The organism is Pseudomonas sp. HY7a-MNA-CIBAN-0227 (genome assembly GCF_040310325.1).
Lineage (GTDB): Bacteria > Pseudomonadota > Gammaproteobacteria > Pseudomonadales > Pseudomonadaceae > Aquipseudomonas.
On record NZ_JBEOPT010000013.1, the window covers coordinates 71,298 to 94,752 of the forward strand.

19 protein-coding genes are annotated in these 23,455 nt (G+C 61.2%); 6 read left to right on the forward strand and 13 right to left on the reverse strand.

Going from position 1 to position 23,455, the window contains the following annotated elements; translation table 11 throughout:
- Nucleotides 1-84: 84 nt before the first annotated feature.
- The 4 genes from cobG to cobJ are packed head-to-tail and all read left to right on the forward strand — an operon-like array spanning nucleotide 85 to nucleotide 4,397.
- Nucleotides 85-1,401, forward strand: coding sequence for a precorrin-3B synthase (gene cobG, locus AAEZ06_RS20460; protein WP_350615980.1), 1,317 nt, complete (start codon nucleotides 85-87; stop codon nucleotides 1,399-1,401).
- A complete protein-coding gene (locus tag AAEZ06_RS20465) occupies nucleotides 1,394-2,020 on the forward strand; it encodes a precorrin-8X methylmutase (protein WP_149411090.1) in 627 nt (208 codons plus the stop codon). The genes cobG and AAEZ06_RS20465 overlap by 8 nt, the downstream gene beginning before the upstream one ends.
- Nucleotides 2,020-2,751 (forward strand): precorrin-2 C(20)-methyltransferase, encoded by a 732-nt coding sequence (locus AAEZ06_RS20470; protein WP_133101497.1) that lies wholly within the window; start codon nucleotides 2,020-2,022, stop codon nucleotides 2,749-2,751. The genes AAEZ06_RS20465 and AAEZ06_RS20470 overlap by 1 nt, the downstream gene beginning before the upstream one ends.
- Nucleotides 2,751-4,397, forward strand: a complete 1,647-nt coding sequence (cobJ, locus tag AAEZ06_RS20475; RefSeq protein WP_149411088.1) for a precorrin-3B C(17)-methyltransferase — start codon at nucleotides 2,751-2,753, stop codon at nucleotides 4,395-4,397. The genes AAEZ06_RS20470 and cobJ overlap by 1 nt, the downstream gene beginning before the upstream one ends.
- Before the next feature lie 148 nt (nucleotides 4,398-4,545).
- Here cobJ and tspR read toward each other — a convergent pair whose 3' ends face one another.
- The 13 genes from tspR to AAEZ06_RS20545 all read right to left on the reverse strand — a co-directional run bounded on the left by tspR (nucleotide 4,546) and on the right by AAEZ06_RS20545 (nucleotide 21,324).
- Nucleotides 4,546-5,142 carry a type III secretion system genes modulator TspR gene (gene tspR / locus AAEZ06_RS20480; RefSeq protein WP_149411087.1) on the reverse strand — a complete coding sequence of 199 codons (597 nt, stop codon included), beginning with the start codon at nucleotides 5,140-5,142 and terminating at the stop codon, nucleotides 4,546-4,548.
- 117 nt (nucleotides 5,143-5,259) lie between these two features.
- The gene (locus AAEZ06_RS20485; protein ID WP_350615921.1) at nucleotides 5,260-8,037 is read right to left on the reverse strand and encodes a hybrid sensor histidine kinase/response regulator; all 2,778 of its coding nucleotides are present in this window, start codon (nucleotides 8,035-8,037) and stop codon (nucleotides 5,260-5,262) included.
- A gap of 102 nt (nucleotides 8,038-8,139) precedes the next feature.
- Nucleotides 8,140-9,432: a phosphoribosylamine--glycine ligase gene (gene purD, locus AAEZ06_RS20490; protein WP_149411085.1), complete on the reverse strand. Its 1,293-nt coding sequence runs from the start codon at nucleotides 9,430-9,432 to the stop codon at nucleotides 8,140-8,142.
- Nucleotides 9,433-9,594: 162 nt separating this feature from the next.
- Complete coding sequence (purH, locus tag AAEZ06_RS20500; protein ID WP_149411084.1) at nucleotides 9,595-11,202, reverse strand: bifunctional phosphoribosylaminoimidazolecarboxamide formyltransferase/IMP cyclohydrolase; 1,608 nt, start codon at nucleotides 11,200-11,202, stop codon at nucleotides 9,595-9,597.
- 81 nt (nucleotides 11,203-11,283) lie between these two features.
- Nucleotides 11,284-11,604, reverse strand: a complete 321-nt coding sequence (fis, locus tag AAEZ06_RS20505) for a DNA-binding transcriptional regulator Fis (protein WP_003186237.1) — start codon at nucleotides 11,602-11,604, stop codon at nucleotides 11,284-11,286.
- Nucleotides 11,601-12,614 (reverse strand): tRNA dihydrouridine synthase DusB, encoded by a 1,014-nt coding sequence (gene dusB, locus AAEZ06_RS20510; protein WP_149411083.1) that lies wholly within the window; start codon nucleotides 12,612-12,614, stop codon nucleotides 11,601-11,603. Before dusB ends, fis begins: the two co-directional genes overlap by 4 nt.
- A 185-nt stretch (nucleotides 12,615-12,799) precedes the next feature.
- A complete protein-coding gene (locus tag AAEZ06_RS20515) occupies nucleotides 12,800-14,023 on the reverse strand; it encodes a DUF3426 domain-containing protein (RefSeq protein ID WP_350615925.1) in 1,224 nt (407 codons plus the stop codon).
- 30 nt (nucleotides 14,024-14,053) lie between these two features.
- Complete coding sequence (gene prmA, locus AAEZ06_RS20520) at nucleotides 14,054-14,932, reverse strand: 50S ribosomal protein L11 methyltransferase (protein ID WP_149411081.1); 879 nt, start codon at nucleotides 14,930-14,932, stop codon at nucleotides 14,054-14,056.
- Between the two features lie 217 nt (nucleotides 14,933-15,149).
- On the reverse strand, nucleotides 15,150-16,508 hold the full coding sequence (gene accC / locus AAEZ06_RS20525) for an acetyl-CoA carboxylase biotin carboxylase subunit (RefSeq protein WP_149411080.1): 1,359 nt from the start codon (nucleotides 16,506-16,508) through the stop codon (nucleotides 15,150-15,152).
- A gap of 17 nt (nucleotides 16,509-16,525) precedes the next feature.
- Nucleotides 16,526-16,981, reverse strand: coding sequence for an acetyl-CoA carboxylase biotin carboxyl carrier protein (gene accB / locus AAEZ06_RS20530; protein WP_133101508.1), 456 nt, complete (start codon nucleotides 16,979-16,981; stop codon nucleotides 16,526-16,528).
- A gap of 24 nt (nucleotides 16,982-17,005) precedes the next feature.
- On the reverse strand, nucleotides 17,006-17,461 hold the full coding sequence (aroQ, locus tag AAEZ06_RS20535; RefSeq protein WP_133101509.1) for a type II 3-dehydroquinate dehydratase: 456 nt from the start codon (nucleotides 17,459-17,461) through the stop codon (nucleotides 17,006-17,008).
- Nucleotides 17,462-17,637: 176 nt separating this feature from the next.
- Nucleotides 17,638-19,599: a methyl-accepting chemotaxis protein gene (locus tag AAEZ06_RS20540; protein ID WP_149411079.1), complete on the reverse strand. Its 1,962-nt coding sequence runs from the start codon at nucleotides 19,597-19,599 to the stop codon at nucleotides 17,638-17,640.
- Between the two features lie 54 nt (nucleotides 19,600-19,653).
- Nucleotides 19,654-21,324, reverse strand: a complete 1,671-nt coding sequence (locus tag AAEZ06_RS20545; protein ID WP_149411078.1) for a response regulator — start codon at nucleotides 21,322-21,324, stop codon at nucleotides 19,654-19,656.
- Between the two features lie 300 nt (nucleotides 21,325-21,624).
- On the opposite strand from AAEZ06_RS20545, the gene AAEZ06_RS20550 reads away from it, so the two are divergent.
- Nucleotides 21,625-22,692 (forward strand): DUF2333 family protein, encoded by a 1,068-nt coding sequence (locus AAEZ06_RS20550; RefSeq protein ID WP_149411077.1) that lies wholly within the window; start codon nucleotides 21,625-21,627, stop codon nucleotides 22,690-22,692.
- A gap of 3 nt (nucleotides 22,693-22,695) precedes the next feature.
- Nucleotides 22,696-23,232 (forward strand): NUDIX hydrolase, encoded by a 537-nt coding sequence (locus AAEZ06_RS20555; RefSeq protein WP_149411076.1) that lies wholly within the window; start codon nucleotides 22,696-22,698, stop codon nucleotides 23,230-23,232.
- Nucleotides 23,233-23,455 lie beyond the last annotated feature (223 nt).

The window sequence follows — 23,455 nt, forward strand, 5'->3', positions numbered from 1 at the left end:
ATGCTGTCGGACAAAGCAGGCATAATACCGCGCCTTTACCTGTGAACCGGTAGCCCGTTGAGTAGCCCCGTGAAGCCATTCCCACTGTCCAGCACCCTACGCCCCTCGGCTTGTCCGGGGCTGCTGCGTATTGTCCAGGCACTGGATGGCGGGATCTGCCGGATCAAGTTGGCGGGCGGTACTATTCGCGCCGAACAGGCGGTGGCCGTGGCGGACGCGGCCCGGACCTATGCCGGTGGAGTGATCGAGGCAACCAACCGCGCCAACTTGCAGATTCGCGGGATCGGCGCCGAACACGACGCGCTGATCGCCTGTCTGCTGGCCGCTGGCCTGGGACCGACCACCGCCGCCGGTGATGATGTGCGCAACGTGATGCTCAGCCCCAGCGCTGGCATCGACCGGGACATGCTGTTCGACACCCGGCCCTTGGCGGACCAGATACTTGCCACCCTGCAAACCCACCCGCGTTTGCATGAGTTGTCGGCCAAGTTCGCCGTGCAACTGGACGGCGGCGAAGCGCTGGCAATGCTCGAACACCACCATGACCTGTGGTTGTCGGCCTGGAACGTTGACGGTCAGACGCTGCTGGCCTTCGGTCTGGCTGGTTGCCCTGGCCATGATGCGCCACTGGCCGCCGTACCGCTGGCCCAAGGGCATGCACTTGTGGTGGCGGTGTTGGAGCTGTTTCTCGACCTGGCCCGCCCCGAACAGATCCGCATGCGTCACCTGTTGGCCGAAACGCCTGTGGATAACTTCATGGGGCAACTGGCGACGCGTTTGAGTATGCCTTTGCGGGCTGTCGACGGCTTTTCCCGCCGCCTCGGCCAGGCAGCGCTGCACGTGGGAACTTATCCACAGCGTCAAAAAAACCGGGTCCATGTCGTCGCTGTCGCACCTTTGGGGCGCCTGGATTCGAATATGCTCCAGGGCGCCGCGCAGTTGGCCGCTGCCTATGGCGATGGCAGCCTGCGTCTTACCCCGTGGCAAGGCGTGCTGCTGCCCAATTTGCGGGCACAAGATGCCGCTGTCGTCAGCGAGAGCCTGGCGCAACTGGGCTTCCTCTGTTCGGCAGACCTGGCCCTGGCGCGGATGATCGCCTGTACTGGCTCCAGCGGCTGTGGCAAAGGCCTGGCCGACACCAAGGCCGACGCCCTGTACCTGGCGACGCTGCTGCAAACCAGTGGTCACGTGCTGAATGTTCACTTGTCAGGCTGCCCACGCTCCTGCGCTGCTGCCCACACCGCGCCGGTCACGTTGCTGGCGGTAAGCCCCGGTCATTACGACCTCTATTTTCGCGAAGCAGGCCAGCCGGGTTTCGGCCGCCTGCACGCGCGCACTCTTTCTATTGAAGCGACGGGCGCCCTGCTGCGCGCCCGCCCACGGAGCAACACCGATGATTGATTACATCCGCGACGGTCAGGAGATCTATCGCAACTCCTTTGCGATCATTCGCGCAGAGGCCAAGTTGGATCGCATCCCGGCCGACCTGGAAAAACTGGCCGTGCGGGTGATTCATGCCTGCGGCATGGTCGAGGCCATCGACGGTTTGCAGTTCTCTGAAGGTGCCGGCAAGGCTGGCCGCGAAGCCCTGGCCGCGGGTGCGCCGATCTTGTGTGATGCGCGGATGGTGTCCGAAGGCGTGACCCGTACCCGCCTGCCGGCCAACAATCAGGTGATCTGCACCCTGCGCGATGACAGCGTAGCGGCCCTGGCGCAGGAACTGGGCAACACCCGCTCCGCCGCCGCCCTTGAACTGTGGCGCCCGCATCTGGAAGGCAGCGTGGTGGTGATTGGCAATGCGCCCACCGCCTTGTTCTACCTGCTGGAAATGCTCGACGCGGGTGCGCCAAAGCCTGCGCTGATCCTCGGTTTTCCGGTGGGATTTGTCGGCGCCGCTGAGTCCAAGGCCATGCTTGCCGCTGACAGTCGTGGCGTGCCGTTTGTGATCATGCAAGGCCGTCTGGGCGGCAGCGCCATGGCGGCTGCTGCCGTCAACGCCCTGGCCACGGAGATCGAATAATGCAGGCACGCGGACGTTTGATTGGCCTGGGCGTTGGCCCCGGTGATCCGGAGCTAATTACCCTCAAGGCCCTGCGCCTGTTGCGCGAATCGCCGGTGGTGGCGTACTTCGTCGCCAAGGGCAAGAAGGGCAACGCCTTCGGCATTATCGAAGAGCATCTGGTAGCTGAGCAGACCCTGATGCCGCTGGTTTATCCCGTGACCACCGAAGCCTTGCCTGCACCGTTGTCCTATGAGCAAGTGATCAGCGACTTCTATGACGACGCCAGCGTTAAGGTAGCCGCGCACCTGGATGCGGGGCGCGACGTGGCAGTGATCTGTGAAGGCGACCCGTTCTTCTACGGCTCCTACATGTATTTGCACGACCGCCTTGCCGAGCGCTACGACGCCCAGGTCGTCCCGGGCGTGTGCTCGATGCTCGGTGGTGCGTCGGTGCTCGGCGCGCCGCTGGTGTATCGCAATCAGAGCCTCTCAGTGCTCTCTGGCGTGTTGCCCCATGACGAACTCAAGCGTCGCCTGGCGGATGCCGATGCGGCGGTGATCATGAAGCTGGGGCGCAACTTCACCAAGGTGCGTCAGGTGCTGGAAGAGTTGGGTCTGGCCGGGCGGGCGCTGTATGTCGAGCGTGCGACCATGGCCAACCAGAAAATCGTCGCCCTGGATCAGGTCGAACCGATGTCTTCGCCGTACTTCTCGTTGATCATCGTTCCCGGTGAAAGGTGGCAAGGCTGATGACTCGTCCCGCGCCCGCGATTGTCATTCTGGGCAATGGCAGCCTCGCCACTGCTCGTAACATTCAGAAGTTGTACCCTGACGCGTTGATCCACGGCCTGGCCGAGCGGGTTGATGGCGCCGACCGGTTGTACAGCGAATTCGGCGCTACGCTGCGCCAGCTCTACCAGCAGGGCACGCCCATTATCGCCCTGTGCGCCGCTGGGATTGTCATCCGCACCCTGGCGCCGTTGCTGCTGGAAAAAGGCGAGGAACCGGCGGTGCTGGCCGTGGCCGAGGATGGCAGCGCCGTCGTGCCGCTGCTCGGCGGCCTGGGCGGGGTGAATGGGCTGGCGCGGGAAATCGCTGCGGCATTGGGGGTTGCCGCTGCGATCACCACCAGTGGTGAACTGCGTTTTGGTACGTGCCTGCTCAATCCGCCCAGCGGCTATCAGCTCGCTGATCTCGAATTGGGCAAGCGTTTTGTCTCTGACCTACTGGCCGGTGAAAGCGTACGCATCGAAGGCGTGGCGCCCTGGCTGGACCAGGCTAACCTGGTGCAGGATCAGCAGGCGCACCTGGCGATTCATGTGGGCAGTGCCGAGCGCGCGCCTGCGGCCAATGAGCTGCTGATCTATCCGAAGAGTGTGTGGGTAACGTGCCGTCCGGGAACGGGGTTGGCTTCGCGTATTCGTGTTGCCTTGCAAGAGGCCAGGATTGCCGTGCAGTCCCTGGCGTGCCTGCTGGCCAGTGACAGCGACATGGCCAATCCCGAACTGCATGAAGCGGCGATGGAACTTGCCGTGCCACTGCGCTTCGCCGACGTGGTGACGAATGCCGACATCGTCATCACGGTGGCCGACGAACCTTTGGACCTGTCGCTCATCGGCCGTCCCCGTGGCCGCTTGGCTGTGATCGGCCTGGGCCCCGGCGCTGCCGAGCTGATGGTGCCAGCGGTCAAGGCCGAGCTGGCCCGCTGCACCGATGTGCTGGGCTACGAAACCTACGTGCGCATGGCCGGGCCGTTTCGGGCCGACCAGATCCAGCACTGCACCGACAACCGTGAAGAAATGCAGCGCGCGCGCCATGCCTTTGAACTGGCGGCCCAGGGGCGTTCGGTGGTGGTGGTGTCGTCCGGCGACCCCGGCGTGTTCGCCATGGCCGCTGCGGTGCTGGAAGCCTTGCACGAATCCAGCGACCCGGCATGGCAGCGTGTCGACCTGGAGATCCTGCCGGGCGTTTCGGCCTCGCTGGCCACGGCCGCTCAGGCGGGTGCGCCGCTGGGGCATGACTTCTGCGTGATGTCGCTGTCGGACAATCTCAAGCCTTGGTCGATCATCGAGAAACGCCTGGACCTAGCAGCCCAGGCCGACCTGGCCCTGGCGTTCTACAACCCGATCTCCCGTGCCCGGCCTTGGCAGTTGGGCCGCGCCCTGGAGATCGTCGCGCAGCATCGTATGGCCGAGACGCCTGTGGTGTTGGGCCGCGACATTGGTCGTCCGGGCCAGACCCTGCGCACCACCACCCTTGGGCAACTGACGCCGGACCAGGTGGACATGCGCACCATGGTGCTGATTGGCTCGTCCACTACATGCACGTTCCCACGGGCGGGTGGCGGCGAATGGGTGTACACGCCGCGCTGGTATGGCGAAAAACCGCTCTCCTGAAACAACAGCGGCCCCGCAATGGGGCCGCTGAAGTGACGGAAAAACAAGTGTCCGACGAAAGCCGATTCTGCTTTCAACGTGGTTATAACGACTGCTTGTCGAGGACATTTCTCTTCTTGTTGAAGAGAAGGTCGGTACCGTTATTAGTCTAGGGCACCAGATAACCGCGCACGCCGGTAAAGATGATCTGCGCCGCCAGCGCGCATACAAATAAACCCATCAGCCGGCTGACAATCTGCAAGCCCTGATCGCCGAGGATACTTTCGATACGGTTGGACAGGTAAAGCACCACGCCCACAGTGAGGCTGGCCAGGGCAATGCTGAGGATGGCGGTGATCTTGTCATCCCAATGGGGTTGGCTGACACCCATCACCAGCAACGCACCGATAGTGCCGGGGCCGACCGTCAGCGGGATGGTCAGCGGGACGATGGTCACGTCCTGCTGCACGTTGTCGGTCTGCACTGCTGATTTACCCTGGGCCATACCCAGGGCCGAGATGAACAGCACGCTGCCGGCGCCGATACGAAAGGCATCCACGGTGATGCCGAACACGCTGAAAATCACCCGCCCGAACAGATAGAGCAGGACACTCGACACCAGGGTCGCCAGTCCCACCTTCCAGGCCAGGCGCCGGCGCTCCTTGCTGGAGTAACCACGGGTCAGGCTGATAAAGCAGGACAGTACGAAGAAGGGGCTGTACAGCACCAGCATCTTCAAATAAACACTGAACAACACGTGGAGCATGGTGGGAGCTCACAACGAAGGGGGCGAGCGTGAGTTTACCCGCGATGAAGGCTGCTTGTCCTGTGGCGATCCGACAAGCCCGCTCGCCACAAAAACAAACTCGCCAGGCCAATGGCCTCAGGACGTAGGGACGTGCTCAGGCCGTTGTGCGCGCCGCGCCACCCAGTACTCCACCAGCTCGCGCAGTTGCGACAGCTCCACCGGCTTGGCCATGTGCCCGTCCATCCCGGCCTGGCGTGCACGCTCTTTATGTTCCGAAAGAATGTGCGCCGTAAGCGCCACCACCGGCGTGCGGATGCGCTGGTTGCTGACTTCCCAAACCCGCAATTGCTGGGTGGCGGAGAAGCCGTCGAGGATCGGCATCTCACAGTCCATCAGCACTAGGTCGTAACGCTGGGCCTTCATCGCTTGCAACGCTTCTTCGCCGTTGCTGGCCGTGTCCGGCTGCAGGTTGAGCTTGCCGAGCATGCCGCGAATCACCTTGGTGGAGATGCTGTTGTCTTCGGCCACCAGGATGCGGAAGTCGCTGGGCACCGTCACCGCTGTCGGTGCGCTCGGGGCCGCCTGGCGCGGTTGGGTGATGCCTTTGCTGCGCTGGGTCAGTTCGTCGGCCAGGGTGGTCTTGAGGGTATAGCCGGCCACCGGCTTGGCCAGGATGCGTTTGATCCCGCAGTTGCGCGCGATGATCTTGCTCGGCGCATTGCTGATGCCGGTGAGCATGATCAGCAGGATGTCGTGGTTCAGGCTTGGGTCTTCCTTGATCTTCGCCGCCAACTGCATGCCGGTCATGCCGGGCATGTTCTGGTCCAGCAGGACCACGTCGAAGTAGTCTCGCAGGTGCGCCTTGGTGCGCAGCAGGGCCAGGGCTTCCTTACCCGACGGTACGGCGCTGACATTCAGGCCCCAGGCCGTGCATTGCTGCACCAGCACCTTGCGGCAGGTGTCGTTGTCGTCTACCACCAGTACCCGTGCGCCCTGGAGCGGGCCGTCGAGGTCCGAGGTCGGGTGTTCCAGGCGTTCCGGATCCAGCGGCAAGGTCAGCCACAAGGTGCTGCCCTGTTGGCTGCCACTCTTGATACCGAACTCGCCGTGCATCAACAGGATCAACTGACGGGCGATAACCAGGCCCAGGTGGCCGCTCAAGCGTGTGGCAGAGAGGAAATTCTTGCTGTGCAGTTCGCTGTGCAGCAGGGCGTCGCGCTCGGCGGGCTCCATCGGCAGGCCGCTGTCCTGTACGGCAATGCGCAGGCGCGGTTTGCTGCTGCGTTCATCCAGGGCGACAACGATCAGCACTTCACCTTCATCGGTCTTGTGCAGGGCGTTTTCCAGCAGGCTCAACAACGCCTGGCGCAGGCGCGTCGGATCGCCGCTGACGACCCGAGGTACCTGAGGCTGGATAAAGCTGATCAGCTCGACGCTCTGCTGTTCGGCCTTGGCACGGAAGATACTCAGGCAATCTTCGATCAGCGCGTTGAGGTCGAACTGCACGTCATCCAGTTCGATTTGCCCGGATTCGAGCTTGGATATGTCGAGAATCTCGTTGATCAGGGTCAGCAGCTCGTTGCCGGCGGTGTGGATGGTCTGCACATAGTCGCGCTGCTTGACCGACAAGGGGGTGCCCAGCAGCAGCTCGGTCATGCCCAGCACGCCGTTCATGGGGGTGCGGATTTCGTGGCTGATTTTCGCCAGGAACTCGGCCTTGGCGGCGATTTCCGCGTTGCTGGCGGCCAGGTCGCGACTGAGGCTGAAGCGGTCTTCGACGATGCTGCGTTGGCGTTCGCCCAGGGCCAGGCTCATCAATAGGCCGCTGATACAGATAAAACCGAGCAGGGTGACGATCAACCCTTGCGGTGCCACCAGTGTCAGGCCCAGCAATGCTGGCAGGATAATCAGCGTGCCTATATTGAAAATCACCATGGCAAGCATGAACAGCCGCGCCGGCCGGTAGCCTTTCTGCCAGTGATACGCCGAGACGAACAACATGCTCAGGCCGGCCAGCGCCACCAGCGCGTAGGTAATGATGTTCAGCGGCAGGGTGTTGACGAACAGCAGCAACAACCCGCAGAGGATGATCAGCAGGATATCCCCCATCAGCAGCTTGTTCAGCGGATGGGGCCCCAGCGGCGAGAAGAAGCGATAGGCGAACATCAGCCCGCACGGTGCGGTCAGCAGCAAGGCTAGGTAGGCGCTGGGGGTTTGAATCGCGTGCCAGTTCGGCAGCCACGGGCCGAGCAGGTTGAGCAACAGCATCAGGCTGAGCAACAACAACCCTTCGCACGCCGCCAGCCACAGACTGCTACGTGAGCGATGGTAGGCGTAGCGGGTTAAGTTGTGCAGGATCAGCATCACCAGGCAGCCGAAGAGCAGTCCATACGCCAGCGCCTGATTCTGGTTGGCGGCAGCAATGACCGCCGGTTCCAGGGTGATGTAAGGGCGCAGTTCATGTTCCGAGACCAGGCGCACGTAGACGTCCAGAGGCTTCTGGATTTGCGGCAGGGGCAGCATGAAGTCGCTGCTGGGCAGCGGGCGTTCGGCCTGGGGTTGGCGGGTGCCGGAGTTCAGTTGCTCCACCAGCGTGTCGCCGTCCAGCACGTACAGGTTCAGGTGCGCCAGGTCTGGCGCGAAGACCCGCAGCACTTGCTCGTGCTTGCCGGGTTGCAGCTTGAAACGTATCCACAACGCACTGTTGGGCTCGGCTGCGGTGATCCGGTCCAGTTCGATGGGGCTGAATTGATTGGTGTAGCGGGGGGAGCGAATGTCGCTCAGTTGCAGATCGGCCTGTTCATCAAGCAATACGGCCCAGCCACTGCCTTGCGTGGCGGCCTGGGCCGAGAGCATGCAGAGCAGGGTCAGCAGGCTGACAGTGAAACCTATGGCGATCCTGAGCCAGCGCACGGCGAAATCCCTTCGTAGGTTGATACACGGGTTTAACTATGCGCGGGGCCGCAATAGTACGGCAAGGGCCAAGGGCCCTTGCCTAACCGAACGGCTAGCTGGTTATTGATCTTCGCCACGCTCACGGGCAATGGCGCGATAGCCAATGTCCTTGCGGTAGAAGCAGCCCTGCCAGTTGATTTTAGCTGCCAATTTGTAAGCCTGCTGCTGGGCAGCATCGACACTGGCGCCCATTGCGGTGGCGCACAATACGCGTCCGCCTGCGGTCACCACGTTGCCATCCTTGAGCGCGGTGCCGGCGTGGAACACTTTACCTTCCAGAGAAGCCGCTGCGTCCAGGCCTTGAATCACATCGCCCTTGGCGTAATCGGCAGGATAACCGCCGGCCGCCAGCACAATGCCAACGCTGGGGCGCGGGTCCCACTGGGCTTCAACCTTGTCCAGGGCTTGGGCGAGGGCAGCCTCCACCAGCAGCACCAGGCTCGATTGCAGGCGCAGCATCACCGGTTGGGTTTCCGGATCACCGAAGCGGCAGTTGAACTCGATAACCTTCGGGTTGCCGGCCTTGTCGATCATCAAGCCGGCGTACAGGAAGCCGGTGTAGACGTTGCCTTCGTCGGCCATGCCGCGCACGGTCGGCCAGATCACCAGGTCCATCACACGCTTGTGAACCTCGGCGGTGACCACCGGGGCAGGGGAGTAGGCACCCATGCCGCCCGTGTTCGGGCCAGTGTCACCGTCGCCGACGCGTTTGTGGTCTTGGCTGGTGGCCATCGGCAGGACGTTCTTGCCGTCGACCATGACGATAAAGCTGGCTTCTTCGCCGTCGAGGAATTCTTCGATCACCACGCGCGAACCGGCCTCACCAAAGGCGTTGCCGGCGAGCATGTCGCGCACAGCGTCTTCGGCTTCGGTCAGGGTCATGGCGACGATCACGCCTTTACCGGCGGCCAGGCCGTCGGCCTTGATCACGATTGGCGCGCCTTTTTCACGCAGATAAGCCAGGGCTGGCTCGATCTCGGTGAAGTTCTGGTAGTCGGCGGTCGGGATCTTGTGGCGAGCCAGGAAGTCCTTGGCGAAGGCTTTCGAACCTTCCAGCTGGGCGGCGCCGGCGGTAGGGCCGAAGCAATCCAGGCCACGGGCGCGGAACAGGTCCACGACGCCGGCTACCAATGGGACTTCCGGACCGACGATGGTCAGGGAGACGTTTTTCTCGGCGAAATCGGCCAACTGCTCAAGGGCCAATACGTCGATGGCGACGTTTTCGCACTTGGCTTCAATGGCGGTACCGGCGTTGCCGGGTGCGACGAAAACTTTCTGGATGCGCGGGTCCTGGGCAACTTTCCAGGCCAGAGCGTGTTCACGGCCACCGCTGCCAATGATCAAAACATTCATTTCAAAAACCTCGGATGACGCAAATCTGGGAAACACAGTGATTTTCTGTAGGAGCGAGCTTGCTCGCGATGGTGGCTAACGATAGCGCGGGGTCTCTGAAACAGCGCGGCGCGTTATCGTTCTTCGCGAGCAAGCTCGCTCCTACAGGTGAAAGCAGTGCTGTTAGTGACGGAAGTGGCGCATGCCGGTGAAGACCATGGCGATGCCCGCTTCATCAGCGGCAGCAATCACTTCGTTATCACGCATCGAGCCGCCCGGCTGGATCACCGCAGTGACGCCCGCTTTGGCGGCATTGTCCAGGCCATCACGGAACGGGAAGAACGCATCCGATGCCATGACCGAACCCTGTACCTGCAAGCCTGCATGTTCAGCCTTGATCGCGGCAATGCGCGCGGAGTTCACGCGGCTCATCTGGCCTGCGCCGACGCCGATGGTCTGGCGGTTCTTGGCGTAGACGATGGCGTTGGACTTAACGTACTTGGCCACTTTCCAGGCGAAAATCAGGTCGTTGATTTCCTGCTCGGTCGGGGCGCGCTTGGTCACTACCTTGAGGTCTTCGCTGCCGATCATGCCGATGTCGCGGCTCTGTACCAGCAAGCCGCCGTTGACGCGCTTGTAGTCCCAGGCAGCGGCACGGTCCGTCGACCACTCGCCGCAGGTCAGCAGGCGCACGTTGGCCTTGGCGGCAACGATGGCGCGGGCTTCTTCGCTAACGGAAGGCGCGATGATCACTTCAACAAACTGACGCTCGACGATGGCCTTGGCCGTTTCGGCGTCCAGTTCACGGTTGAAGGCGATGATGCCGCCGAACGCTGACTCGGTGTCGGTGGCGTAGGCCAATTCATAGGCCTGGCGGATACCGCCTTCAGCGTCCGGGCTCACGGCCACGCCGCACGGGTTGGCATGCTTGACGATCACGCAGGCTGGTTTGACGAAGCTTTTCACACATTCCAGCGCGGCGTCGGTGTCGGCTACGTTGTTGTAGGACAGCTCCTTGCCTTGCAGTTGGGTCGCGGTGGCGATGCCGACTTCGGCAGGCGTCGCTTCCACGTAGAACGCCGCGCTCTGGTGCGGGTTCTCGCCGTAACGCATTTCCTGGGCCTTGATGAACTGGCTGTTGAAAGTGCGCGGGAACTGGCTGCGATCGGAGGTCGAGAGGGATTCGGCGGCCTGGTTCACGGTGCCCATGTAGTTGGCGATCATGCCGTCGTAGGCAGCGGTGTGTTCGAAGGCCTTGAGCATCAGGTCGAAGCGCTGAGCGTAGGTCAGGCCGCCGGCCTTGAGGCTTTCCAGGACTTGGCCGTAATCGCTGGCGTTGACCACGATGGCCACGTCCTTGTGATTCTTGGCTGCCGAGCGAACCATGGTCGGGCCGCCGATATCGATGTTCTCGATGGCGGTTGGCAGGTCGCAACCTGGCTTGTTGATGGTGGATTGGAACGGGTAGAGGTTAACGGCCACCAAGTCGATCGGCTTGATGCCGTGTTCGGTCATGATGGCATCGTCGATACCGCGACGACCGAGGATACCGCCGTGGATTTTCGGGTGCAGGGTCTTGACCCGACCGTCCATCATTTCTGCGAAACCGGTGTAGTCCGCCACTTCCACTGCGGCCACGCCGTTGTCCTGCAGCAGTTTGAAGGTCCCGCCGGTGGAGAGAATCTCCACGCCCAGGGCTTCCAGCCCCCGGGCAAATTCGAGGATACCGGTCTTGTCGGAGACGCTGATCAAGGCACGGCGGATCGGCAGGCGGGTAGTCTGGTCGGTCATTTCAATTTCCATCAAAAGCAAAGGAGTCAGCAAAAAAGGCGACCGTTTTTACGCGGACGCCTTTCTGGTTTGATTGAATGCTTACAGCAAATCGTACTGCTTGAGTTTCTTGCGCAGCGTGCCACGGTTGAGACCGAGCAGCTCACTGGCCTTGGTCTGGTTGCCCTTGACGTAGTTCATCACGCTTTCGAGCAAGGGCGCCTCGACTTCGGAGAGCACCAGGTTGTACACGTCCGTGACGGCAGCGCCCTCAAGGTGGGCGAAATAATTGTGCAGCGCCTTCTCGACACTCCCGCGAAGGGTCTGGCCTTCTTCGCTCGGCGTGTTGAGGTGCTGTTTCAAATTGACGTTGTCGCTCACGGGTGTTGTTCCACTCACTAAAGTCTCGGTCATCATCGTCATGCGGCCACCCCTTCTCCGTCCCCTGTCACCAGGCTCTTGTAACGTTCGGCGAAAAACTCACGAACGTTGGCGACCTGTGCTTGCGTATCATCCAAACGATTGAAGTGGGCGCGAAACTCCCTGGCGCCCGGCAAGGTTGCGAGATACCAGCCGACATGCTTGCGAGCAATGCGTACTCCCATCACGTCTCCGTAGAAGACGTGCAGGGCGGCCAGATGCTCTAGCAGAATACGTTCCACCTCGATCAACTCCGGTGCCGGCAAAATTTCGCCGGTACGCAGAAAATGATCGATTTCACGAAAAATCCATGGCCGCCCTTGGGCAGCCCGGCCAATCAACAGACCGTCGGCCCCGGTCGCGTGCAGCACGCGCCGGGCTTTCTCGGCCGAGTCGATGTCGCCGTTGGCAAAGACCGGAATCGACACTGCCTGCTTGATCGCGGCAATGGTGTCGTATTCGGCTTCACCGGTATAAAGGTCGGCGCGGGTGCGGCCATGCACCGCCAGCGCTGTAATGCCGGCCTGTTCGGCGATCTTCGCCACCGTCAGGCCGTTCTTGTTCTCCCGGTCCCACCCGGTGCGAATCTTCAGGGTGACCGGCACATCCACTGCAGCGACAACGGCATGCAGGATCTCGCGTACCAACGCTTCATCCTTGAGCAAAGCAGAACCGGCTGCTTTGTTGCAGACTTTTTTTGCCGGGCAGCCCATGTTGATATCAATAATCTGCGCCCCCAACTCGACGTTGGCCCGGGCGGCATCCGCCAGCATTTGCGCATCACCACCGGCGATCTGTACCGAGCGGGGCTCGGGATCGCCTTCGTGGATCATGCGCATCCGCGACTTGCGGGTATTCCACAAACTCATGTCGCTGGTGACCATTTCTGAGACCACAAGGCCTGCACCCAGTCGTTTGCACAGCTGACGAAAGGGCTGGTCGGTGACGCCCGCCATAGGGGCGAGAATCAAGCCGTTGTGCAATGTGTATGGGCCGATGCGTACCGCCGACATAGGACTTCCCTGTTGTGGGGCCGGATCATTAGAGTTCGAAAAAGGGTTGGCATGATACCCGCTCTCGATGACTGGATAAAGGCTGAATTGGATAAAATCTGAACAGTTATTTTCTTATCGCTGCCGGTTTGGTAGCGAACGGCGTAGTCAATAATCTGCCGTCAAACCCTGGTGCCTGAGCCGATTCATTCGGGAGAGTGGAAGCTCAGGCTGTAATTCACCGCCTTGTTGCCGGGATCGAGGATGTCCAGGGCGATGTGAATCGGAGTCTGGGACGGCATCTCGGTCACGCCCGCCAGCTCGCCGCTGAGGTATTCGGCGGGTTTGAAGCGTCGGCTGGCGATCATCTGCCCGTTAAGGTCAGCAAAGCGTAGCTCCAGCAGCGGAAATGGTTGGGAGAACGTCGCACGGTTATAGATGATTGCGTCGACCACCAGGGCTCCGGCGAACTCCGGGTGGCTGCGTACCACCAGGTTACTGCTCTTGATGTGGGCGATATCGACCCTGGAAGGCACGGTGCAGCCCAGTTTCGGGCACAGCTCCTGGAACCAGGGCCGGTATTTATCCTGGCGCGCCAGGTCGTCGAATTGGTAGGCAATATATTGGCCGGCCAGGGCGGCAGCGGCCAGTAGCACCAGCAGAATCCAGAGCAGGCGACGGCCCCAGCCGGAAGGGCGCTTCTGGGTGTAGAGGTGCAGGGGGTCGTCTTCCAGCTCCTGCAGCATGTCATCGTGGGCGCTTGCGGCGGGATGGGGTCGTTTGCGGCGTGACTGCGGCTGTTCTTGAGGCTCGTCGGTTACCGGTGGCTCGGACGGGTCGAAGTGGTCATCGGTTCTTCTGGTGTGCAGCGTTGGCTCATCGTCCGACTCCAGGGTGTCGGACGACATCGAGGGTTCGGTTCGCTTGGGTTTTCCTGCTACAGCCTTTGCCGGTTCAGGTTCATTGTCCGCCGCTTGTGGCGCTGGAGTCCGCTCATCAGGCGGATCACTGAACAGGCTGGCAGCCCATTGTTCTTCTTCAGAGTTGGCTGTATTGCGGCTGGCGCTGAGGGAATCTTCATTTTGCCGACGGTCGGAGCCTGGTTGCCGACGGTCTGCACCCAGAGGCTGGGTGTGCTGAATCTCGCGACGCTCCAGCTTGGCCAGTTCTTCGTCCAGGTCCAGGTTGTCTAGGTCCAGCTCTTCAGCGGTCCATTGTTTCTGGCTGACGGCGCGCGGTGCTGCTTCTGCCGTTGCCGCAGCTTGAGGCTCAGGCGCGCTGGCGCGCTGCTCCAGCAATTGCCGGGCGGCATTAAACACTTGCAGGCAAGAGCCACAACGAACCACGCCGCGGGCCACGCTCAGTTGTGCGTGGCTTACGCGAAAGCGGGCGTGGCAATGCGGGCACTGGGTGACGAAACTGTCGGTCATGCGGCCATCCGATTCATGCAGGCGCTCATTCTAGCGCCGACGACCACTGATGCGTACCCAGCCGTCACGGTTGGCGATCGGGTCCAGCTCGAAATCCTGGGCGTAAGCGGCGGCGACGTCTTCGCCCTGCTCGGCGAGGATACCTGACAGCGCCAGGCGGCCACCCGGCTTGACCAGGCTGGACAGCTGCGGGGCCAGCGACACCAGTGGGCCGGCCAGAATGTTGGCCACCAGCACGTCGGCCTGTACCTGTGGCAGTTGCTCCGGCAGGTACAGGGGGAATTTATCTTCGGCGATGTTATTACGCCCGGCGTTATCGCGGGAGGCTTCCAGGGCTTGCACGTCGATGTCGGTACCGACCGCTTCCTTCGCGCCCAGCAGCAGGGCAGCGATGGCCAGGATTCCCGAGCCACAGCCGAAGTCCAGTACGTTGCAGTCCTGCAAGTCCTGGCCATCGAGCCATTCCAGGCACAGGGCGGTGGTCGGGTGGGTGCCGGTGCCAAATGCCAGGCCAGGGTCCAGCAGCAGATTCACCGCGTCAGGCTCGGGGGCGGCGTGCCAGCTCGGTACGATCCACAGGCGCTGGCCGAAACGCATGGGATGGAAATTGTCCATCCAGCTGCGTTCCCAGTCCTGGTCTTCGATGATCTCGCTGTGGTGTTCGGGCAGCGGGCTGCCGGTCAACAGCTCCATATGGGCCAGCACGCTGGCGGCCTCGGTGCCGTCTTCGAACAGCGCCAACAGATGGGTGTGGGACCACAGCGGGGTGGTGTTCAGCTCGGGTTCGAAGATGGGTTGATCTTCGGCGTCCATGAAGGTCACCGACACCGCGCCCACTTCAAGGAACGCGTCTTCGTAGGTTTCGGCTTGTTCTGGGCTGATGGCGAGACGGACTTGCAGCCAAGGCATGGCGGGCACCTTTGAAAAAATGAGTGTGCAGCGGGGTGGGGCTGCGGGAAGCGCGCCAGTTTACGCGAGGTGGGGGCAGAAGACGACACCGCTGGACACACGCAGATCAATGTGGGAGACAGGCAAGCCCGGCTCCCACATTGATCGTGCGTTGTTTCTGATACCTCAGAGACAACAAAACCGCCCGAAGGCGGCCTTGTTGGGTGGATCACTTCGCTTACTGATTAGCCAGCTTGTGTTCCAGGTAGTGAATGTTCACACCACCTTCGCAGAAGCCTTCATCGCGAACCAGATCCCGATGCAACGGGATGTTGGTCTTGATGCCGTCAACCACGATTTCGTCCAGGGCATTGCGCATGCGTGCCATGGCTTCGTCGCGGGTCGAGCCCCAGGTGATCAGCTTGCCGATCAGGGAGTCGTAGTTCGACGGGACCTTGTAGCCGCTGTACAGGTGCGAATCGACGCGAACGCCGTTGCCACCTGGTGCATGGAAGTGCTTGACCATGCCCGGGCTCGGCATAAAGGTTTTCGGGTCTTCGGCGTTGATCCGGCACTCCAGCGAGTGGCCGTGGATCTTCACGTCATCCTGGGTAAACGACAGCGCGTTGCCAGCGGCGATGCTGAGCATCTCCTTGACGATGTCGATGCCAGTGACCATTTCCGATACTGGATGCTCTACCTGCACACGAGTGTTCATCTCGATGAAGTAGAAACTGCCGTTCTCGTAGAGGAACTCGAAGGTGCCAGCGCCACGGTAGTTGATGTCGATGCACGCCTTGACGCAGCGCGCGAGGACTTCTGCACGAGCGGTTTCATCCAGGCCTGGTGCCGGTGCTTCTTCCAGAACCTTCTGGTGACGGCGCTGCAGCGAGCAGTCGCGGTCGCCCAGGTGAATGGCGTGGCCCTGGCCGTCGGAAAGCACCTGAACTTCCACGTGACGTGGGTTGGTCAGGTATTTTTCGAGGTAGACCATCGGGTTGCTGAACCAGGCGCCTGCTTCTTCGCGGGTCTGCTTGGCTGCTTCAATCAGGTCTTCTTCGCGATGCACCACACGCATGCCGCGACCACCACCGCCGCCAGCGGCCTTGATGATCACCGGGTAACCGACTTCGCGACCAATGCGCAGGGCGGTTTCCGGGTCTTCGGGCAACGGGCCGTCAGAGCCTGGAACGGTCGGCACGCCGGCAGCGATCATGGCGTGCTTGGCCGAAACCTTGTCGCCCATCAGGCGAATGGTGTCAGCTTTCGGGCCGATGAAGGCAAAACCGGATTTTTCCACCTGTTCGGCGAAATCGGCGTTTTCCGCGAGGAAACCGTAGCCTGGGTGAATGGCGGTAGCGCCGGTCACTTCAGCTGCTGCGATGATCGCCGGGATGTGCAGGTAAGACAGGCTGGCAGGCGCAGGGCCTATGCAAACCGTCTCGTCCGCCAGGCCCAGGTGCATCAGCTCTTTGTCGGCAGTCGAGTACACCGCGACGGTCTTGATACCCATTTCCTTGCAAGCGCGCAAGATCCGCAGGGCGATTTCGCCGCGGTTGGCGATCAGGACTTTTTCCAGCTTCGCAGGTTTCAACATCGTTGGTTCTCCGCGGTTCAAACGATGGTGAACAGCGGTTGGTCGAATTCAACCGGCTGACCGTTTTCTACCAGGATGGATTCGATCACACCGGCTTTTTCAGCCTGGATGTGGTTCATCATCTTCATCGCTTCAACGATGCAGATGGTGTCGCCCACTTTGACGGTCTGGCCGATTTCAGCAAAGGCTGGCGAGGTCGGTGCCGGGGTGCGGTAGAACGTACCGACCATTGGCGACTTGACCACGAAACCGTTCAGTTTCGGTGCTGCTGGGGCTTCAGCGACAGTAGCAACCGGAGCAGCGGCCACTGGGGCAGGTGCCGGTGCTTGCATCTGTGGCGCGTAGAACTGTTGGGCCGGGGTCTTGCTGTGACGGCTGATCCGTACGGATTCCTCGCCTTCCTTGATTTCCAGCTCGTCGATACCGGATTCTTCCAGCAGTTCGATCAGTTTCTTAACTTTACGGATATCCATGAATCGTCAACTCCCAAGGGTCGGTCAGGGGCGCTTGGCCTGTTCTTCAAGCTGTTCCAGGGCGGCCTCCAGGGCCAGTCGGTAACCGCTGGCGCCAAGGCCGCAGATCACTCCTACTGCAACGTCGGAGAAGTAAGAGTGATGGCGGAAAGGTTCGCGTTTGTGCACGTTCGATAAATGCACTTCGATGAATGGGATGCTCACCGCCAGCAGCGCGTCACGTAATGCAACGCTTGTGTGCGTAAAAGCGGCGGGATTGATCAGGATGAAGTCCACGCCTTCGCTGCGCGCGGCGTGAATGCGATCAATCAATTCGTACTCGGCATTGCTTTGCAGGTAGAGCAAATGGTGGCCGGCATCACGAGCCCGTCGCTCCAGATCGAGGTTGATCTGTTCGAGGGTCACTGCACCGTAGACGCCCGGTTCACGGGTGCCGAGCAGGTTCAGGTTGGGTCCGTGCAGAACCAGTAAGGTCGCCATCGGCTGTTCCTTGTTATTGGTGTGGGTGCGGCAGAACCCGGCGACTATGCCGCAAAGCCTTTGTGACTGTCCAGTTCCCTACAATAGGCAGCACGATTAGCGAGGATTACGCAAAATATGTGACTGGGGTATCGTATCCGGTCACTGGGAGCACTCTGTACGCCATGTGGGAAATGTCAGACGCGAAAGGCCTGCACGGCGGTATTGAGTTGCCCACCGAGCGCCAGCAAATGCTCGCCCTGGCTACGACCCTGGCCAATACGCAGTAAGTTATCCTCGCCCAACTGATGAATCCGCTCACTGTTATCCCGGATCTCACTGACCGCGCCGCTTTGCTGGGCGGTGGCATCAGCAATGCGTACGGCAGTGTCGGAAATGGTCTGGATCGCGCCGACGATTTCATCCAGCGCACCATCGGCGGCCTGGGCTTGCTGGGCGGTGGCTTCGGCGTGTTCGACCTGGGCGCGCATGCCTTCCACCGATTGCCGGGCGGCGGTTTGCAAGTTGGCAATCAGGGTCTGGATTTCTGCAGTGGCACCCGCTGTGCGCTGGGCCAGTGATCGGACTTCGTCAGCGACCACGGCAAACCCGCGGCCGGCCTCACCGGCACGGGCCGCTTCGATCGCAGCGTTGAGGGCCAGCAGGTTGGTCTGGTCGGCAATCGAGCGGATCACCGTCAATACACCGCCAATGGTGGCGGACTCTTCGGCCAGCTTTTCGATCATCTGTGCGTTCTCCTGGACCTCCCCGACCAGCGCGTACAACCCGGTCAGGCTCAAGCCAATCACCCGCTGGCCTTGTTCCACGGCTTGGCCGGCACTACGGCTGGCCCCGGCGGCCTGGCTGGCATCGCCTGCCACTTGTTGAATGGTGGCTTCCAGCTCCCCAAGGGAATCACGAATCTGCGCGGTATCACCGGCCTGGCGCTCGGCACCGTCATGCAGGCCACCACTCAGTTCAGCGAGGGCCCGGCTGCTGCCGGCTACTTGTTCGGCGTTTTCGCGAATGGTGCCCACCAGGTTCACCAGATAAACCCGTAAACGATTGAGAGAGGCCTCGATGTCGTGCAGTTCGCGGTTGGTCGCGCCCAATGCTATCGCCTGGCTGAAATCACCTTCGGCCCAGTTCGACAACGCCGGCGCCAGATTGGTCAGCACCCGCGCTAGGCGCCGCTGCAAGGTGTCGATCAGCAGGGCGATCAACAGGATCAAGCCAATCATCACACCCTGCATTACCCGCACTTCACCCTGGATCTGCCCGTGCTGGGCCCGCACCACGGGCTCCAGTGCGGCGATGGCTTGTTGCACTGCGTCGATTTTCAGGCGAGTGGCAGCGGCCAGTTCACCCCGTTGGCGGATTTGCTCGCGGGTACGTTTCAGCTCTGCCGGATAGCGGGTCAGCAGGCTGTTGAGTTCGCGCTTGAGGTCGACGCCGGTGTCCTGGGCCACGGTTTTTTCGCTGCCTTGCAAACCCATCATCGCCGAGAAGTCGTCGCTATTGGACTCGCTGTTGCCCGTCACACCCAGCAATGGCAGTTGTTCCAGCAAGTCAGTCTGGCTGCGGATGCTGGCCACTTCCCGCTCGACATCGTCGGCCAGTTCACTGCGTCCACTGCTGACCAGCTTGTCCCTGGCCAGGGACAGTTTGGCCAAATGTTGGGATGCCGCCAGCAAGGGCGGTAGATAACGTGCCGCCTCAGGAGTATTGACGCCTGCGGCGTACTGACTCAGTTGCTCCAGGTTAGCCCCCAGCTCCCGCTCGGCTTGCAGCAGCAGGGCTTGCGGATCGCCCGCCAGCTTGCCGGCGGCCAGCAGCTCGGTCTTGCTGAAACCATCCAGGTCGGCAAGGCTGGGGCGCAGGTTGTGAGCGAGGTCAGGAGGCAGTTCGTCGAGGTCTTGCAGCAGGTTTTCCAGGCTCTGGCTGGCGCTGCTCAGGCGCAGTGCATCGCCGCTGGCCAGGTAGTCGTCGATATTGCGAGCGGCCTGATTCTGGAAGGTCTGAGACAAGCCCAGATAGCGTTCCATCAATAGGTAAGGGCGCTCCAGCGCCCGTTGCGACCACCAGAGCGTAGCGCCCAGGGCCAGGCAAACGGCGACCAGCAGAAGGGTGTTCAGATTCGTCAGCAGCTTCAGGCGCATGCGTGGTTTCAACCAACGGCAGAAGGATAAGTGCCTGAAGTTATTGCGCTTTCGTTACAAGGTTATGACAGGCTGAGTAGAATCCGATGAAAAGGTGGCACTTTGCCGTGATTGTTCGGCGGCCTGCACACGATTGCGCCCGGCATGCTTGGCGCGGTACAGCGCTTCATCGGCCTGGGCGGCCATCATCAGGCTGTCGGAGCCATCGCATAGTTCAACTACTCCGGCGCTGAAGGTGCACCAGAGGTCCTGGGGTTGGGCCGGGTAATGAATTTCAGCAAAACGCCCACGAATTTCATCGAGTACTTTGTAGGCAGAGTCCATGTCGGTGTCGGGCATGACGATGGCGAACTCTTCGCCGCCATAGCGGCCGATAAAGTCAGTCTTGCGCAGTCGCTGCTTGAGAAACAGCGCTAGGCTCTTGATCACGCGGTCGCCCATGGGATGGCCGTGGCTGTCGTTGACCCGCTTAAAGTGGTCGATGTCGAGCATGGCAAAACTCAACGGCTTGGCCTCGCGACGGGCGCGGAAGCTGCAGTCTTCCAGCAGTTGCAGGATATGGGTGTGGTTGTACAGCCCAGTCAGGCTGTCGCGCACCATCCGCGCCTTTAGATGCCGGGCCCTTGCTGCGCGGTTGCGTACGGTGGTGATCAGGTGCCGTGGCTTGATCGGTTTGGTGAGGAAGTCGTCGCCGCCTTCACTCATGGCGTCCAGTTGCTTGTCCAGGTCGTCTTCGGCCGACAGGTAAATAATCGGCACGCTGACATAGCGGTCGTTGTGGCGAATGACCTTGGCCAATTCGGTGCCAGTACAGGCGGGCATGTACATGTCGAGGATGATCAGGTCAGGCTGGAAGTCCGCCAGCTCGGCCATGGCCTGGATCGGCTCGATCAGGGTGCGGGTGACGATGCCGGCACTGTTGAGCAGGCGCTCGGTGTGCATAGCCTGGGCACGGGAGTCGTCGATGATCAGCACTTTATAGGGTTCATACTGGGCGACGCAGGTCAGCACCTCGATTTTTTCCAGCAGGCTCGATGCTTCCAGCGTGCCGGTCAGAAACTCCTGGCCTCCAGCGCGCACGGCGGCCAGGCGAGTCGGGGTGTCGGTTTCGTGCAGGCTGAAAAACAGCAGCGGCAGTTTCTGCTCCAGACCTTCCTGGGCTTCGGCCGCCAATAGCAGGCCCAGGCCTGTGCCGCAGAAATCCACGTCCATCACAATCGCCGCCGGCAAGCGCTCGGCCATGGATGAGCGAAATGCCGCCACGCTGTCCAGGGATTGTGCGCTCAAGCCGAAGAACTCCAGCTGCTTGGCCAGGCGCTCGGCGCGGTCGTGATCGGCCAGCATCACGTAGATCGGTTTGCGCATCGGTGGCAGTGAGGTTTGTTCCAGCTGGTCGCCCTGGCGCAAGCCGGTGCGAGAAAGGCGCTGCATCAAACGGTTGAGTTCGGTGATCAGGTTGCTGCTCAAGCGGCCGCGATTATCGTCCACAGCCTTGAGTGCTTCAATGATGTGCCGTGCCAGTTGGCCGTGTTCCGGCTGTTCGAAACGCTCGGCGAAACGCAGCAGGCGCAGGTTGGCTTCGCTGAGTTCGGATAAATCGGCGCTCGACCACTCGCTGCGCTGCAGGCGCTGCCAGATCTCAAGAATTTGACGCGCCTGATGAATTACCCGCTGGGCAAAATGGTGCTTGAGGCGCTCACGGCTGGGGTCTTCTGGCTCGGTCATATCCTGACTACTAGTAAGGGTGCACGCTGAGGTCGATTGATGGCCCTATGCTAGCACCTCTTTCCATTCGCACGAGTGTCATACATCAATTAACTGCAAGGTCCTGCTTTTTCACTTACTGATCGCTGGGTCGCGCAGACGTAAAAGCGCCCATCCTTTATAGTTGAACGCCGCCCCAGCGCCACCTTGATTTAAAAGCCCCGCACAGACTGGCACGATGGGGTAGGGTTATGGTCGTAGCTATTGAACGCACGCCATCGACTCAAGTGCATGAACTCAAGTGATTGAAAGGATATCGCCATGCTGGACTGGAAAAACCGTGCAGGCAGCGCACCGGGCCCAAGCCCTGCGCCCAAGTCAGCTCCCCGCAGCTATTTGCGTGGCCTGCTGATGAGCCGCGCCTTGCTCACCCTGGTGGCCCTTTACCTGCTGGTCAGCGGTGGCCTGGGCTGGTATTGGAGCCAGGAGCCGGCCTTGTTCCCGGTCCAGCAGAACGCCCAGATTGCCGCCGAGAAAGACGGCAAGCAAATGGTGTTGGGCTTCACCACCGTCGAAACCCTCAAGACCGTCGTTGGCACGTTGCTCAACAAGCCGGGCGGTTATATCTCCAATGATCGATTCCCGCCGGGCCTGTGGATGGACAACACTCCGAGTTGGGAATATGGCGTGCTGGTCCAGGTCCGTGACCTGACCCGCGCTCTGCGCAAGGACTTTGCTCGGTCCCAGTCGCAGTCGGCGGAAGATGCGGACTTGGCCAAGGCTGAGCCGCGCTTCAACTTCGACAACAGGAGTTGGGTGCTGCCGTCCAGCGAATCGGAATACCAGGATGGCATCAACTCCCTGAGCCGCTATGAAGCGCGGTTGTCGGACCCTAATCAGAAAGGCGCGCTGTTTTATGCCCGCGCCGACAACCTGAATAACTGGCTCGGTGATGTTGCCACTCGCCTGGGGTCGTTGTCGCAACGGCTGTCGGCCAGCGTCGGCCGGGTCAAGCTCAATACCGCACTGAAAACCGAAGCCCTGGCGCCGGGTGAAGTGCCGCAGGTCGATGAGGAAGTGGTGGAAACCCCATGGATGCAGATCGACAACGTGTTCTATGAGGCGCGTGGCCAGGCCTGGGCGCTGTCTCATTTGTTGCGTGCCATCGAAGTCGACTTCGCCGACGTACTGGCCAAGAAGAACGCCACGGTCAGCGTGCGTCAGATCATTCGTGAACTGGAAGCCTCGCAAGAGCCGGTGTGGAGCCCAATGATCCTCAATGGCAGCGGCTTCGGCGTGTTGGCTAACCACTCGCTGGTGATGGCCAACTATATTTCCCGGGCCAACGCGGCGGTGATCGATTTGCGTCAACTGCTTAACCAGGGTTGAGTCATGGTTGATAGTACCCAAGAGGCCGCCCACCGTGCGGCCTCGGATGCCGAACAGATTGCCTGGGTCGACGAGCAGGACAACCTGCTCGGCGCTCTGGTGCGCTCCGATTTACGCCAGCGTGGCCTGATCGGGCGAGGCACCTACATCATGCTGTTCAATTCTGTCGGTGAGCTGTGTGTGCATCGGCGAACTCTGAGCAAGGCTATTTACCCCGGTTACTGGGATGTGGCCGCGGGCGGCATGGTTGCTGCCGGAGAGACCTACGCCGATTCGGCGGCCCGTGAGTTGGAAGAGGAGTTGGGCGTCAGCGGTGTTGAACTGACCGCCCATGACCACTTCTTCTTTGAAGACACCGGCAACCGGCTGTGGTGTTCGGCGTTCTCTGCGGTGTGGGACGGGCCTTTGCATCTGCAGCCTGAAGAAGTGCTGGAAGCGCGCTTCATGCCTGTCGAAGCGGTGCTCAAGGATATCGAAGAAAAGCCCTACTGCCCGGACTCCCTGGCCGCGCTGCATCGTTATCTGGCCTCACGTCGCTAAAGTTGCATAAAATTGCGCTATTTGACTCTTAGCAAGTGGGCTTTTTGTCGTTACACTGCGCGACTTTTCAAGCTGAACCGCCTTTGCTTCATCATGTAGGAGCGAGCTTGCTCGCGAAGGACGTCAACGATAACGCGGGCTGCCAGACAGCACGCACCGTCCTCAGGTTTTTCGCGAGCAAGCTCGCTCCTACAGGTTTTTGAAGTGTTTGCGGTTCAGTAGC